The sequence below is a fragment of the Dysgonomonas sp. HDW5A genome (assembly GCF_011299555.1).
GTDB lineage: Bacteria > Bacteroidota > Bacteroidia > Bacteroidales > Dysgonomonadaceae > Dysgonomonas_A.
In genome coordinates, this window is sequence record NZ_CP049857.1 from 103,892 (window position 1) to 119,187 (window position 15,296).

The 15,296-nt window shown below is 38.1% G+C and carries 10 protein-coding genes; 1 reads left to right on the forward strand and 9 read right to left on the reverse strand.

What is annotated here, in order from left to right; genetic code table 11:
- Positions 1 to 30: 30 nt before the first annotated feature.
- From G7050_RS00380 to G7050_RS00395, 4 genes are read right to left on the reverse strand one after another with little or no spacing between them, the layout of a single operon-like run.
- Positions 31 to 1,164, reverse strand: coding sequence for an aldose epimerase family protein (locus G7050_RS00380; RefSeq protein ID WP_166109578.1), 1,134 nt, complete (start codon positions 1,162 to 1,164; stop codon positions 31 to 33).
- A 5-nt stretch (positions 1,165 to 1,169) separates the two neighbouring features.
- Complete coding sequence (locus G7050_RS00385) at positions 1,170 to 2,183, reverse strand: family 43 glycosylhydrolase (protein WP_166109580.1); 1,014 nt, start codon at positions 2,181 to 2,183, stop codon at positions 1,170 to 1,172.
- 4 nt (positions 2,184 to 2,187) lie between these two features.
- Positions 2,188 to 4,206 (reverse strand): hypothetical protein, encoded by a 2,019-nt coding sequence (locus G7050_RS00390; RefSeq protein WP_166109582.1) that lies wholly within the window; start codon positions 4,204 to 4,206, stop codon positions 2,188 to 2,190.
- A gap of 31 nt (positions 4,207 to 4,237) precedes the next feature.
- Positions 4,238 to 5,203: a glycoside hydrolase family 43 protein gene (locus tag G7050_RS00395; RefSeq protein ID WP_166109584.1), complete on the reverse strand. Its 966-nt coding sequence runs from the start codon at positions 5,201 to 5,203 to the stop codon at positions 4,238 to 4,240.
- A 486-nt stretch (positions 5,204 to 5,689) separates the two neighbouring features.
- Between G7050_RS00395 and G7050_RS00400 the strand changes: the two genes are divergently transcribed.
- The gene (locus tag G7050_RS00400) at positions 5,690 to 5,992 is read left to right on the forward strand and encodes a hypothetical protein (RefSeq protein WP_166109586.1); all 303 of its coding nucleotides are present in this window, start codon (positions 5,690 to 5,692) and stop codon (positions 5,990 to 5,992) included.
- A 100-nt stretch (positions 5,993 to 6,092) separates the two neighbouring features.
- Here G7050_RS00400 and G7050_RS00405 read toward each other — a convergent pair whose 3' ends face one another.
- From G7050_RS00405 to G7050_RS00425, 5 genes are all read right to left on the reverse strand, one after another.
- Positions 6,093 to 8,060 carry an alpha-L-arabinofuranosidase C-terminal domain-containing protein gene (locus G7050_RS00405; protein ID WP_166109588.1) on the reverse strand — a complete coding sequence of 656 codons (1,968 nt, stop codon included), beginning with the start codon at positions 8,058 to 8,060 and terminating at the stop codon, positions 6,093 to 6,095.
- A gap of 42 nt (positions 8,061 to 8,102) precedes the next feature.
- A complete protein-coding gene (locus G7050_RS00410; protein ID WP_166109590.1) occupies positions 8,103 to 9,485 on the reverse strand; it encodes a glycoside hydrolase family 27 protein in 1,383 nt (460 codons plus the stop codon).
- Between the two features lie 218 nt (positions 9,486 to 9,703).
- Positions 9,704 to 10,801: a LamG domain-containing protein gene (locus tag G7050_RS00415; protein ID WP_166109592.1), complete on the reverse strand. Its 1,098-nt coding sequence runs from the start codon at positions 10,799 to 10,801 to the stop codon at positions 9,704 to 9,706.
- Positions 10,802 to 10,815: 14 nt separating this feature from the next.
- Positions 10,816 to 12,249 (reverse strand): RagB/SusD family nutrient uptake outer membrane protein, encoded by a 1,434-nt coding sequence (locus G7050_RS00420; protein WP_166109594.1) that lies wholly within the window; start codon positions 12,247 to 12,249, stop codon positions 10,816 to 10,818.
- A 10-nt stretch (positions 12,250 to 12,259) separates the two neighbouring features.
- Positions 12,260 to 15,280, reverse strand: coding sequence for a TonB-dependent receptor (locus G7050_RS00425; RefSeq protein ID WP_166109596.1), 3,021 nt, complete (start codon positions 15,278 to 15,280; stop codon positions 12,260 to 12,262).
- Between the last annotated feature and the right edge of the window lie 16 nt (positions 15,281 to 15,296).

A 15,296-nucleotide genomic window follows, 5' to 3' on the forward strand; every position in this document is an offset into this window, starting at 1 on the left:
TTATTTCTAGTTATAAGGTTTATTTCATTATCACTTTTGTATCGAGAATTTATAGATACATGTTTGTGTATATGTTTCTCCCGGATTTAAGCGTGTTGTGGGGAAATTAGGGTGATTAGGACTATCCGGAAAATGTTGTGTTTCGAGAGCAAAAGCTTCTCTGTATTTCAAAGGCTTGCCATATTTTCCTGAGACTGCCCCATCAAAGAAGTTACCGCTATAAAATTGTACTCCGGGTTGATCCGACCATACTTCCATCTTTCTTCCGCTTAAAGGCTCATACACAGAGGCTACAAATTCTACGTCTTTATCCGTTTTTCGGTCTATCACCCAATTGTGATCGTAGCCTGCTCCGTTTTTCAATTGCTCATTTTCGGCATTTATTCTTTCGCCGATAACAGTTGGTTTTCTGAAATCGAAGGGAGTACCTTCTACACTTACAATTTCTCCTGACGGAATCAGCACACTATCTACCGGAGTCGTATTACTTGCATTGATTGTTAAGATATGATCTGTAATAGTGCCGTTTCCTTCTCCTTTCAGATTGAAAAGCCCGTGATGTGAAAGGTTGATTACTGTCGCTTTATCTGTAGTTGCAGCGTAAGTTATTTTAAATTCGTTTTCGGGTGTAAGCACATAAGTCAGACTTAATTTCATTATTCCCGGAAAACCTTCTTCTCCATCGGGTGAAACATACGACATTTGTATTTCGTTATCGGTCACTTTATCTACATTCCAGACAACCATGTCGAGACCTTTTAATCCTCCGTGTAATGTCTGACCATTATTATTGATCGGTAATTGATATGTTGCTCCATCCAATTCAAATTGTCCTTTTGCAATGCGGTTAGCATAACGTCCGACAATAGGTCCCAAGAAACGCTCTCCTTTGTTATTGATATATCTATCTATAGTTTCATAACCAAGTACAACATCTTCGTATTTTCCATTCTTATCGGGAACCCAAAGCGTAACTACTCTGGCTCCTAAATTGGTAACCTGCATAGTTAGTCCGCTTGCAGATTTCAAGGTATATAGGTTAACTGCTTTACCATCTATCTCAGTTTTAAAAGCTGACTCGCTTAGTAGAGGTAGTTCTTGGTTTGGTTGCTTATTACATGACAACAAGCCAATTAGCAGACTTAAGTAAATAAATGTTTTCATGTCTTTTATTGTTGAAGTTTAAATACTGGTTTTGTTGCAGACAAAGAAGGGCTTCCGTTTTCGACATAAGGCCAGTTATTACTATCCCATTTCACCTGATCAAGCAATAACACCCTACCCTGTGGATTTTTCACGTCCACGCCATGATAAAATATCCAATCGTTGCCCGCTTCATCTTGTACTATTTCGGAACAGTGACCGTTTCCGACAAAACGATTGTTACTATTGATCACTATGTTATATCCGTTATCGAGCATACTCTTTCCGTCTTTATCCACATAAGGTCCCATAAGTGATTCCGATCGTCCGACAACCAGTTTATATGTACTGTTTACTCCTTCGCAACAAGTGCCGATAGATGCAAACAGATAATAGTAATTGCCTTTTTTATAAATGTAAGTACCTTCGAAAGCTGTTCCTGCAATGTGTTTCTTTTCAGCCCCTTCTTTCAGAGAAAGTCCGTCATTACTTAACTCTATAGCATAGATTCCTCTGAAACTACCCCAAAACAGGTATTTTTTCCCAGCCTCTTCGATATAGAAAGGATCGATTGAATTTGTCACACCAATTTCGTTACTTCTGAAAAGCTTTCCTTTATCGGTAAAAGCTCCTACGGGACTGTCGGCAACCGCGACTCCTATTCCGCAAGTTTCTTCGCCTCCCCACACTGACATAGAATAGTACAGCACATATTTACCATCTATATAATTAATATCGGGTGCCCAAAGTCCTCCTTTAGGTTCAAAATCGGGACGGCTACTATCGGTAAAAACTGTTCCTACAAAATTCCAACTAATTAAATCTTTTGATTTATAGATGGGCATATTACGTACATCTTCCGTTGCATACAAATAGAAATATCCGTCATTTGCCTTAATGATGGTAGGATCGGGCAAACTTCTCGCTATCACAGGATTCGAGTATGTAGTTTTTTCGGGTGCGGGAGCGGGATCATTATTATTCGCTGAACACGCCGCCAGACTAACTAGGGTAAACAGATATAAAATAGTTTTTCTCATAACATTAGAATTTCTTTTTTTTATTGAAGTAATTTTCCACTCGGTCAGGACTTAGCATTTGCCATAGCGAAGCTACTGTCCAACCAGGTGCAAAGATATCATTATAGAAACCTTTTCCGTTCTTGCCATAATCCCAATTAGTATGCTGTACAACTTCCGGGTAATAACCCACTTTAGCGATATCAAACATATGTCCTTTAACGGGCATTAATTGAAGCATAGAACTTTTGATGATGGATGAAAATTCGGTGAATCGAGGCTCATTACGCTCCTTTGCCAACCAATCTAAAACGGTTGCAAATTCAAAGATAAACACATCAATGTGGTTATTTTCTACCGAAACATTTCCCCAACCTCTCGATTTGAAACCTACATCACCCAACATTTGACCTTGTGCAAAGGGCACATCCCACATATAGTACCACGAAAGGCTGAAATAGGCAGCTTGTTTACTCAGGTCAATATAGTGCTGTTGCTCTTTTCCTTTCGAAACCATTGCCAGATAATACATAGCAGTAGAGGCATATAGGGAAGCTTCTTTATCTTCGCAATTGGCATCTAAGGTCGACGAAAAATAATCAGCTTTAGAAACCAGTTCTTTTTCAAGATAAAGGGCTGTTTTCTTAGCACTTTCCAAGTATTCCTTATTATTGAAATAGGCATAAGCCATTGTTAACGGTAGAGTTGCCGATGGCGTACTGCCTCCTGACTCATCTACTATTTTGAAATCATCTTCAAATTTACGAGGAAAACTTCCGTTCGCTTCCTGTAATTTGAGGAAATTATTCAGCAGTGTTTTAATTTTGGCTTCCCACTCCGGATGCTTGCGCCCTTTTCTTTTTTCGTATTCCAAATAGTTCAGCATCGCAAAAGCTCCTTCCGATTGACGGCGTATACTGTATACTTTTGTTTCGTCATTATCATCATAATTCACAAACTCTCTAAAGAATCCCGAAGGAGTAAATCCATATTGCAGATAACTGTCAAATATAGAATTTGCTTTTTCGACTAAATCGGGTCTGTTATTGGCTTCGCCATACTCCAGAGCATTGAATGCATTCAATAAAACACGACCTACAAAAGCCACTTCTACTGAGCCTGTACTTTTACAATCGTCGGTACGCATATGTACTCCCGAGAAATATTTCAGATCGTACTTATCAACATAGCTTTCGTGAAAAAAATTAGAAAGAATTTCTTTTGCATCGGCTGTCGATAAATGCTCTTTTAGCTCCTGAGGTTTTAAGGTATCGTATGAATAATTCCAGACAGAAGCAACGAATTTAGAAAAATCGGGTGCTTTACTTTTCTTAATCACCCAAACCAATTGGCGTGTTTCTCCTTTTTCCAGTTTTTCGAAAGTCTGTACAGCAGGAGCTAAAGTCAATTTACGGATATATGTTTTAGGTGCTTCACTATATGGGAAACCAAATACCAAAGACGATTTACCGCCTTGATTACGAAATCCTGTAAATCCTAAAGATGTTTTATCCGACAGAATAACTTCTCCTTGACTATGGCAGGCCAGACTTTCATTCTTAAAATCATCCAGACGTAAAACTGTATAATAAGTTCCTGTTTTCTCGTCGAATATACCGGTTAGAGGTGTGCTTAAACGATCTTCTCTCACCTGCCAGCTATCGCTTGTATAAAACGATGGTGCTTCTTTGGGTGATCTTAGGTTGCGTCTATACCAAAATCCGGGCATATAGAACTGACAGTCATCGTGGTTCATCATTGTGTTATAGCTTTCTTCGAAGTTATAATACACTAAATCATCAGCTTTAAGGGTAATGATCAGTTTCAATGTAGAGTCATTCTCAATAATCTGCTCCTTTATTTCAACAGGTATATTTTCTGTTGAGGTCAGCATCCCGTTTTTAGCTTGCAACGGATAAGCTATTGCCGGATTTCCGGGAGATTTTAAGGTGATTTGCGATCTCAGGTTATCAGCCATACCGGCTGCCTGAATCAATCCGATAGAGGAAATAAATAATGCAATTAGTAATAATCTTTTTTTCATATTATGTATATCTTTTCTGTGATTAGTAGTTCTATTTTACTTGCTGGGTTGCGATGATATTGTCCCCTATTTTCATTATCGGTTTTTCATCATCCGAAAAAGAAACATCTGTTATATACATCAATCGTGGATGGATGTTTTCTTTATCATGATGGGCATGAAATACCATGCGGAGTTTACCTTCTTTGTCTTTAAATATGGCACTGTGACCAACACCTACCAAATCATCTGGTTTCTGAAAAGCAGGGTTTTTATCGTACTTTGTCCATGGCCCCATAGGAGAAGAAGCGGTTGCATACCCTACCCCATAATTCGGACTTTGGTAGTCGTTAGCGGAATAAATCATATAATAGATACCTTTATGCTTTACAATAAAAGAGCCTTCGGTTACACGTCCTAAATCATTTTCCCATTCCTCAGTTACATGTATACAAGGTTTCATTGTTTCTTTCTTCATTGTTTTCAAGTCTGACTCCATTTCTGCAACCCAGATATTATTACCTTCGGTGAAACATACAAACGAGAGGTAAGCTTTACCGTCATCATCTATAAAAAGTGAATTATCGATACACTTTTCGGCTTCTATGATCGGCTTTTGAATATCCTGGCGGAATGGTCCTGTGGGAGAATCTGATGTAGCAACACTTATGTGTTCATCAACCGAATAATACATGTAGAATTTCTTTTCCTGAGGGATATAATATACTTCGGGAGCCCAAAACCAACGATCGCCCCACGAATCGTCCTTATGTAGTGCTAAAGCAGGTTGTTTTTGCCAGTTAACAAGGTCATCCGATGTATATACGGCAATACCATCCTTATCGTTAGTCCCGTAAGCATAATAGGTATTTTCGTGCAACATTATAAATGGGTCGGCTAAAGCAACGGGTTGTTTTTTATTAGTTGCAACCTCTCCTTTTTGAGTCGCAAAACTATTATTAAAGGAAGTTATAAGCAGAGTCAGTAGAATAAGAATTGTGTTCTTAGATATTCTCATGATTTCAGGTTTATTTTTCAGGTTTGATTTCTTTGGTGAATCAAACATATCAAAAAAATAAACTAAAAAACACTGTCACATGTATTCTGAATAGTATGTGCTATCCTTTGACGTAATTGTGCTATTTTCTCATCCAAAAGGCCATTCCGGGGAGTATAGAGGCTCTGACAAATATTTTACAACAATTTGACCATTCGATCATATTCCTTTAAAATATTTATTCGTCTGGTTCGTCATTAATAATAGAGGGAGGTATCGAAATTTCGTTAAAACAACATTAATATCTTTAATATAGTGATTACCCATCAAACATTTCGACTTATAAAGCGTATATATAGATATAAGATATACTCTATATTATGTAAGTTTAATTCTGATAGGATTGCCAAAGATGGTAATAATAAAATTATCGGTCAGGGATTGTCCGACGAGAGATACGAATTAAATATATTAGAACTCACACACCCTTAAATAAAATATGAGATTATGAATAAGATTATCGCAATTTTGACAAAAAAAGGGCTTTTAAGTAACGGTATTCAAGAAGACGCCGACTTAAACATATTTAAATTAGAGGAGAATAAAGTTGTCGGTTACGAGAAAGTTAAAATAGAAAATAAAGAACAGTCTTATTTTTTCACTTTGCTGAGAAGTAAAAAAATTAGTCTATTATATATGGACACATTAGCGAATGATTTAAAGAATCTGATCGAGAAATTTGGTATTACAATCAGATTTAAAGACGAATGTGAAGACGATAAATTCTTAAATGCATTTATATTTTCTTAAATACGAAAATTTACGGTCACAATTTAGATCGTAGTCCTTATACATATAACAAAAAAGCTTCTCATAATGAGAAGCTTTTTTGTTATAAACTTAATATCGTTTACAACTGAATCTTATATAAACCAAAAGATTGGGGATTGGCTGAAATTATCAAAATATTATTATCAAGTCGGGCAGTCGTTTTCTGTGGAACTATATTCGAGGGAGACTCCAAAGAATTGACCAGACTCAAATTATCAGACTTTAATTCCAGACACTCACCAACTGACAAATGACTATTCTTTTTCAATCCAGACAAAGTTATTCTTATATCTTTTGACTCTTTTGCTGTATTAATCACTTTGACGATATAACAGTTCTGATCTTTGTCATATACCGCCGATGCGTACAGGTTGTCTTCGCCCGAAACAGAAGTATTATTACGTGTCAAAGACATTACATTTGTTCCTTTATTCTGTACATAAAGTTGTTGTAAATAATAATTAGGAGTTTTTACGGAGGATAGATTATCAAACCAAATCATATCGGGTTTCCATTGCCATGCATCTACATGGGCAAGCAAAGGAGCATAGGTACACATATGTACAATATCGGCATTACGCTCTAAACCTGTCATAAAAGCTGCTTCGTAAAGTGCAGACTCAAAATTATTATCACGATTGGGTACATGACAAGCATATTCTCCGGCAAATACTGCTGGACCTTTACGGTCGTAATTATCATATCGTTTTGCACTGTTTAGAAACCACTGAGGGTCTTTATAATAATGCTCGTCAACTAAATCGACTTTCAGCCTTTTCATTTCAGGCCACAAATAATCAAATTTATCTCCGTCTGCCGATGGTCCCGAACTACCTATAATTTTTATATCGGGATATTTTGCTCTGATTGCTTTTACAAATGGTTCGAGACGCACTACATACTCATCACCCCATTGTTCGTTACCAATACCTATATATTTAAGATTAAATGGTTCTGGATGCCCCATATCGGCACGTACTTTTCCCCATGTAGAAGTAGGCGATCCATTCGCAAATTCAATCAGGTCTAAAGCATCTTGAATATACGATCCTAAATCTTTTACGGGAACATGGCATTCTTCTTTTTCATTCTGATACTGACATGACAATCCGCAACTTAATACAGGCAATGGTTCGGCTCCCATATCTTCCGATAGCAGAAAATACTCATAAAATCCAAGACCATAACTTTGATAATAATCGGGAAAGAAACGATGTGCAAATGTATAATGCCATCTGTTTTCATTTACAGGTCTGTTTTCGACTGCTCCTACTGTTTTTTTCCAATCGTAACGGGTATCCAGATCAGTGCCTTCGACAATGCATCCACCCGGAAAACGGAATACTCCCGGTTTGATATCGGCTAATGCTTGAGCTAAATCCGTTCTCAATCCGTTCTCTCGACCTTTCCATGTATTTACAGGGAAGAGCGAAACATGTTCCAAAGCAACCTCACCTTTTGAATCTAAGAATATCCGTAAACGGCCTTTTGACTCTGTGGATTTAGGCGTTAAAATAACCTCGTATTTTTTCCACTCAGCCGAATTTATAGTTAGTTGTTGAGTAATAAGAATATCATTTTTCGAATCAATCAAGTCTATGCGTATTTTCTGAGGTTCATTGGTATTTATAGTTTTTGCCCATACCGAAAATCGGTATTCTTCATTTTGCTTGAAACCCATTCCTCTAAATCCTTCATTTTCGATTCCTGTTCGTTTATGGGGATGACCTGCATCGGACAGTACGACGTATGTTGGATTCTGATCGAATAATAGATTATCTTTCCTTACTTCCACTTTTCCGAAAGTATTCCACCCCATGAGATTCTGAGGGAAGTCGAAAGAACGATTTTTCACTAATTCAGCATATAGCCCGCCGTCTGCCGCAAAATTGATGTCTTCGAAAAACAAACCATACATCGTGGGCTGAATCGGTGCACCTATTTTCTTTGTATCTAAAGAAAATTCGTATATCTGTTTTTGTGAATATCCGAATTGTGAAAAACTCAGTAAAACTACAATGCTTAAAATCTTATATACACTTTTCATGTCTCTTATAAATATTGGTTAACCTTAAGGCCTCTGACCTTTTTATTTCTTCGATATTTTGTATAATCCACAAGCATGGGGGGCTAACTTACGTGAAAATGAATCCGTAAATACACCTAGTTTTTCGCCATTCCACATATCTTCTATTAAAGATATGTTATTTATTCCTATATCAGCAAATGATACTCCTACATCATCCGATTTATCGTCCTGTATATTAAATAACGCTAAATAAATCTCACCTGTGTTAGGATTTCGTGATGTTATAGCCAGTTTCCCATCTCTCTGATATACCTGACGCACATCTGTACTTTCGCGATGCATTTTCAGGACTTCCTCATTTGTCAATAGAGACAGGGTAAAAGCGTCATTACTTGGCATATCGCCTCCAAACATCAAGGGAGAGCGAAGAATGGTAAAAAATGCCATCAATGAGTACTGCTCATCTTTAGTCAATCGTGTCATACGATCTTCGCCTCGCTCACCACGTACCGATATTCTACCTAATGGAATCATATCGCAATCAGCCCAAGTTCCGGGTGATGTATAGGAATACCATCCCTGAGCTACTTGCATCAAATGGGTTAAATGCCCCCATGTATCCCATACATCATCGACCATACGCCACATATTGGCATTTTCTTTCACATGGTAGCCTTTATTTATTGGTGTTTCGCCCGGAGAAGTACTTAATACAATAGGACGCCCTGTCTGGTCTATTGCTTTGCGTATTAATTCTATTTCTTCTTGGTGATATGGTCGTGAAAGATCATCAATTTTGATAAAGTCAACTCCCCAAGATGCATACAGATCCATGATAGAATTGTAATACTCCTGTGCTCCGGGGTTATTGGCTACAATGGTATAATTGTCACGCAGCCATTCGCATTGCAGATCGGTAGAGTACATCTGATCTGCGGTAATGCCGTTCGTTCCTTTTATAGGAAGTTTTCGTTCTACCGCTTCTTTAGGAACACCACGCATAATATGTATACCGAATTTTAGTCCTTGCGAATGAATATAATCCGCCAGTTTTTTAAATCCCTCTCCATTGGCAGCAGATGGAAATCGATTAACGGCAGGCTGATAACGTCCGTATTCGTCCAATACATAAATCGGGTCTGTCTGGTTATAGCCTCCTGCCTTATCATTTTCTACAAACCAACGAATATCGACTACGATATATTCCCAGCCGTATTTTTTCAGATTTTTCGCCATGTAATCGGCGTTGGCTTTTACTTCATGTTCTTCTACTGTTGGCCCATAACAGTCCCAACTATTCCATCCCATAGGAGGAGTGAGAGCCCATTCCTTAAAATTACCTTTTTCGTTGTCATTTATTGACGGTACAGATTTTGTCGAAGCAAATACATTACTTCCGATAAATAGAATACCAATAAGTAAGGTATTAATCGTTATTTTCATAGTTTTTTAAGATAGCTTAAGTTTACAAGTACAAAAAAAGGGGATTTTACGCATAATAGGGGTCTAATATTCGGCTTTCTTAGTAGACATTTAGGTCTTATGTATGAAAATACATTCTTTTCTCCGTTTTTACATGGATCAAGATCTTACTTTAATAAAAAAACGAAGGTTGGAACTTAAAGCTCCAACCTTCGTTTATAAATTATATGCGGGTTCTTTTATTGAACCTGAGTTAACTCTTCATTATAAAGAGCTTTTACTTGTCCTTCAACCAAAGCTATATTATAGAATTTGATCTCGTCCATCGCTCCTTGGAAATGATCCCAAGAGGTTGGCGTATTCCACCCTGACCAATTCCATGCCGCCAAAGCTTCCTCATAGGTAGTTGCTGCACCAATCATCAACGGTAGTTGTTTATTCAATGGCGAAGCATAAGGAGCCATTTGTCCTCCTGCCAAATTAGGTTTATTGGTCGTAGTCCACTCCTTAGTCAAGCGTCCGTTCACATAGAACGATAACTTTTGGGTGCTAAGATCTAAAACAACTATTACATGCGTCCATTTGCCAGGCGCTACAGATTGATCGTACTCATTGTCGGCATCTGTAAAGCCTTGGGTTGTTTGAATAGTAAAGAATGCCTTTCCTTGTTCTTGTATCTGGAATTTCCAATTGTTCCAATAGTTTAATGAAGCAACATAATTTCCACCTTTTGTTACATCGGGTTTTAACCAAACGGCAATACTTAATTGTTGTCCCAAGAAATCAGCTGGGGCGTAATTAGGAATTTCAAGATGCGAACCGTTTTTGAAATAAATAGCTTTCCCTTTTACTCCATCCACAAACTGAGGTAATCCTGTTGTCGAAAATATTTCAGACGGACCGCTTGTAAGATTAGCTGTCAGTTTTTTCATTCCATCGCTTACCAGAGAGACTCCTTCTCCCTCATCAAAACTCCAGCCTGCAATAAGGGCTTCGACCGGAATACCGATAAGTTTCGAACGTGTAAATTTACTCTTAGCTTCATTCAGGTGTATAGTCAGATTTTTGACTTCCTGACTCGAAACGATGTCATTATCTACTACATTCTGAATAACGTCCAATATTTTTTTGAATTCGTCGATGCTTACTTGCTCATAATCAACCGTAGTAGCCGAATTTAAAAGAAGATAAGAGTCTGCCAGTTCTACTTTAAGAGCAGTGGGGTCTCCGGGTTCGAAGACTTCGTTGTCATCGCTGCTACATCCGACCCATAGAGGCAATATCAGCAATAATGAAATTGCCAGTACACCTATTTTTGTTAATTTATTCTGTTTCATAATCTGTTTCTTTCTTATTTGATACCATGATTAGAATCTACTTCTGTTTGAGGTAGAGGGAAATAATAGCGGGGTGATTCCCATTTGAAGTTAGGACCGAGAGCTGCTGTTGCCACTTCTTGCCCCCATCTCATCAAGTCAAAGAATCGATGAAATTCAAAGCCAAACTCTCTGCGGCGTTCTATATAAACTGCCGATCTCATTTGCGATTGGCTTACTGCTTTTACTTTATCAAGACCTGCTCTTGCTCTTACTTTATCCAATGCGGCAACACCGTCCGAAAGATTACCTTTCTCTGTATAAGCTTCAGCTTTCATCAGAAGTATATCTGCATAACGCATATAAATATATGGAAGTCCGCCATCACCTTTAGTTCCTGTTGGCACTTCAACCAATGGTTGATTGTGCTTTTTCACTAAATAACCGGTTACACTCCAGGTTGGATCGAAAGGTTCTCCGTTAACCCAGTCGTGACCATCGCGACCGATTGAAATATCAAGGCGAGGATCAGTTTTACCATCCACAGTAGTTTCGTCAAAAGATGCCACGTAGCTGGCAGTAGGAGCATTGAAATAGTAACCATTTTCCACCAGAGGGGCAAACCATTGATTTAACGAATTACCTACTCCCGGATTTTTGTTACTCATATGACGTACGGCAAATAAAACTTCTTTGCTATTTTCTGCTCCCAATTTAAACAGGTTGGCATAATTCGATTCCAAAGTATATCCTAAAGGTTCAACATTATTTGTGATTGTCTGAATACACTCATCCCATTTTTTTTGGTATAGCTGAGCTTTAGCCAACAGACCAAATGCTGCTCCTTTAGTTATCTTCCCTTTATCAGCCGAATCGTAAGTGGCAGGTAATACTGCTGCCGACTCTTTCAGGTCTTTTTCGATTTGAGCATATATATCTGCCACCTCACTCAATCCCAGATTTGCATTCGATGTAGATGTAGGCTCTAATCGTAATGGCACTTTTCCCCAGATATTTACCAGATTAAAGTAATGGTATGCTCTGATAAATTTTGCCTGAGCAATCATTTGTTGCTTCGTTGCATCGTCTATTCCCGAATTATAAACACCGTTGATAACATTGTTGGCACGGCTTATTCCTTCGTATGTAAATTGCCAATAGGTAAGTAAGATACCGTTAGTCGATTTTACTTCGAAGTTATCAATAGAACCAATATCTGCCTGATCGCCGGGATTACCTCCTTTTACGGCATCATCGGATGCAACGTCGCCAAATACCCAAATCATATTTGAGGAAGTGGTGAAACTTAAGTTATTATAAACAGCTGTCAAGGCTAAATTAGCGTCGTCAACATTATTGAAAATAGTTTCGGAAGACTGCTCACCTTTCAATGGCTCGTCGAGAAAGCTTTCACATGATGTGAAAAAGAAGCTCCCTGCTAATGCTAATAGTAATATCGTTTTTTTCATGTCTCTTCTTTTAAAAAGTTAGATTAACACCTAATGTAAAGGTCTTAGCTACAGGATAAGTACCCCAGTCGATACCGTTTGCTTTATCACCTTCACTTGCCGAGTTGGCACTTACAGTCATTTCGGGATCAAGTCCGCTATATTTAGTAAATGTCAATAAGTTTGTTGCACTTCCGTATACTCTAAGATTACTGATCAATTTTGATTTCAGAGCAAAAGTGTATCCTAATTGTACATTCTTAAGTCTTAGATACGATGCATCTTCTAAGAAACGTGATGAAACCATTACGTTGTTAGACTTAGCACTCCACGAAGCTCTCGGATGTGTATTTGATGTACCCTCACCTCTCCAGTAATTATCATAATAGTCTTTAGAGACATTAAATCCTCTATAGAAGCCTTCTGTTTCGTGACTTATCTGATTGTATACATCATGTCCGAATGCACCTTGGAAGAAAACCGAAAGGTCCCAATTATTCAGATTACCTTGCAGATTCAAACCCAATGTTTGTTTCGGAATAGAAGTACCCATATGTTTTCTGTCTTTTTCGTCAATCACACCATCTCCGTTCAAATCTTTGTATTTAACATCACCGGGTTGAACGTTTGATCCTTGATAAGCTGATTTTACAATCTCGGCTTCGTTTTGGAATATTCCATCCATTTCGTACAGATAGTAAGAGCCCAGAGAATGACCTTCTTCGATAAGTTTTGCATAGATACCGTTATCCACACGTCCTGCCTGAATAGGTGCATCCAGTTTCAAAACTTCATTCTTCAAATATCCCCAGTTTAAGGATGCAGAAAACCCTGCATTTTTATATTGCTTTCTGATATATAGTTCGACATCAACTCCTTCATTTAGTACTTTACCGCTATTAACCCAATAAGGTGCAGCATTTCCTATAGATGGAGGAAGCGGCGCTTTTATAAGCATATCTTTAGTCACTTTATGATAATAATCTACACTAAAACCATACTCGCCTTTCAAAAATGCCATATCCAAACCTAAGTTCAATTGGTTACTGGTTTCCCATTTCAGATCGGTATTGCCTAACTGTGTTTGAGCATAACCTGTTGATGGATCACCTCCACCGAACGGATAGTTATAATATGGCATGTATTTATCTGAATAAGCATATAGGCTTACATCTTGGTTTCCGACTGCTCCCCACCCTGCTCTAAGTTTCAATAGATTGACAACGGGAGTTAGCGGTTTGAAAAATTCTTCTTCATTTACATCCCATCCTGCCGATATAGCATAGAATGTACCCCAACGGTTTCCTTTAGCAAAGCGAGAAGATCCGTCTTCACGTATCAATGCAGATAAATAGTATTTATAATTGTAGTTATAATCTACTTTACCAAAGAATGATAACAAGGAAGATGCCCAGTCGGCACTGTATCGCGTATCACCATTGATAGAAGATCCGAAGTTCTTATTTGTTCCGTTATAGCGGATTGCTTCGGTACCAATCATAGTTGTCAAACGATGCGATTCGTTAAAGGTTTGATTATTACTGAATACCGAGTTAAGCGTCCATCCTAAGCTTTCGCTATTATCACGGCTTTGGCTACTTGGGTTATTGATGCGGTCGTTCGTACCCCATGTGTGATTATAAGCTTTCACTTCACTTTTCGAATAATCGATACCAAAGTTTGTATTCCAAACCGTATTATAAGGCAATTGTATTTCTACATTCACTTTACTGAGTAATGTTGTTTCGTCGCGTTTACGGTCTGCCATTTTTGCTACTCCTATAGGATTGTATCCATCACCAAAGAAACTGTCATAAATAGCATTACCGAAATATTCGCTTGGTTTATCTACCAATTTACCATTCTGGTCGTAAGTAGGTATGGCAGGGTTACGCATGTATGCGTATCTTACAACACTTCCTCCCTCGCTATTACCGTATCCGTCGCCCGAACTTGGAACCAGATCTGTCGTAGATTTTCCAGCATTTGCCGACAATCCTATTTTCAACCATTTGTTAGCTTGATAATTCAGGTTAGTACTCCCTGTAAACTTCTCGAACTTACTATTTTTAATAATACCTTCCTGATTATAATAACTACCCGATGCCAGATAATTAAATTTATCATTTGCACCGCTAACCGATACATCATGTATAGTCATCAGACCTGTTTGGAAAATTTCTTTCAAATGATTTACATCTGCAAAATCATCTCTGAGCCAATTTCCTTCAAGAAGCTCTCTTCCATCATTTTTAGCGGCTGCATTGTATATATTGATATACTCGCCTGTATTTGCCATTGGGGTTAAGTGCCCATGTACCTGAGCTCCAAACTGTCCATTGTATGATACTTTAGCTTTACCTTTTTTACCTTTTTTTGTAGTAATCAATACAACTCCGTTATTTGCACGAGAACCATAAATGGCTGCTGCTGAAGCATCTTTCAGAACCGATATATTTTCAATATCAGTAGGTATTACCGAATTCAGACCATTGGTTGCGGGAATTCCGTCAATTATGTACAACGGGTCATTTGATGAGTTGATCGAACCTGCTCCCCTTACACGTACTGATGCACCCGCACCCGGAGCTCCACTGGCTGTAGTTACCTGAACTCCCGATACACGTCCTTGCAGAGCTTCGGCTGTATTCGAAACAGGTAATTGAACCAATTCTTCTGATTTTACATTAGTCAGGGCACCCAAAACTTCACGTTTCTTTTGTGCTGTATATCCAACTACAATTACTTCATCCAATTCGGAATCCGATGCTAATTTCACATTTACGGTGCCCGAATTCAAAACAGTTATTACCTGAGGCTTATAGCCTACATAAGAGAATGAAACCTTATCCCCTTTTACATCCAGAGTATAATTTCCATCCAAATCGGTAGATGTACCGTTGGATGTTCCCGGCTCCATAATTGTAACCCCAATGAGGGCTTCTCCGGTAGTTGCATCTGTTACAACTCCGGATATTGTTTTTATCTGTTGTGCCAATAAGGTAATACTGGTCAACGATAGAAACATTATGAATAATGCTTTTTTTAACATGGTTTATTTAATTTAG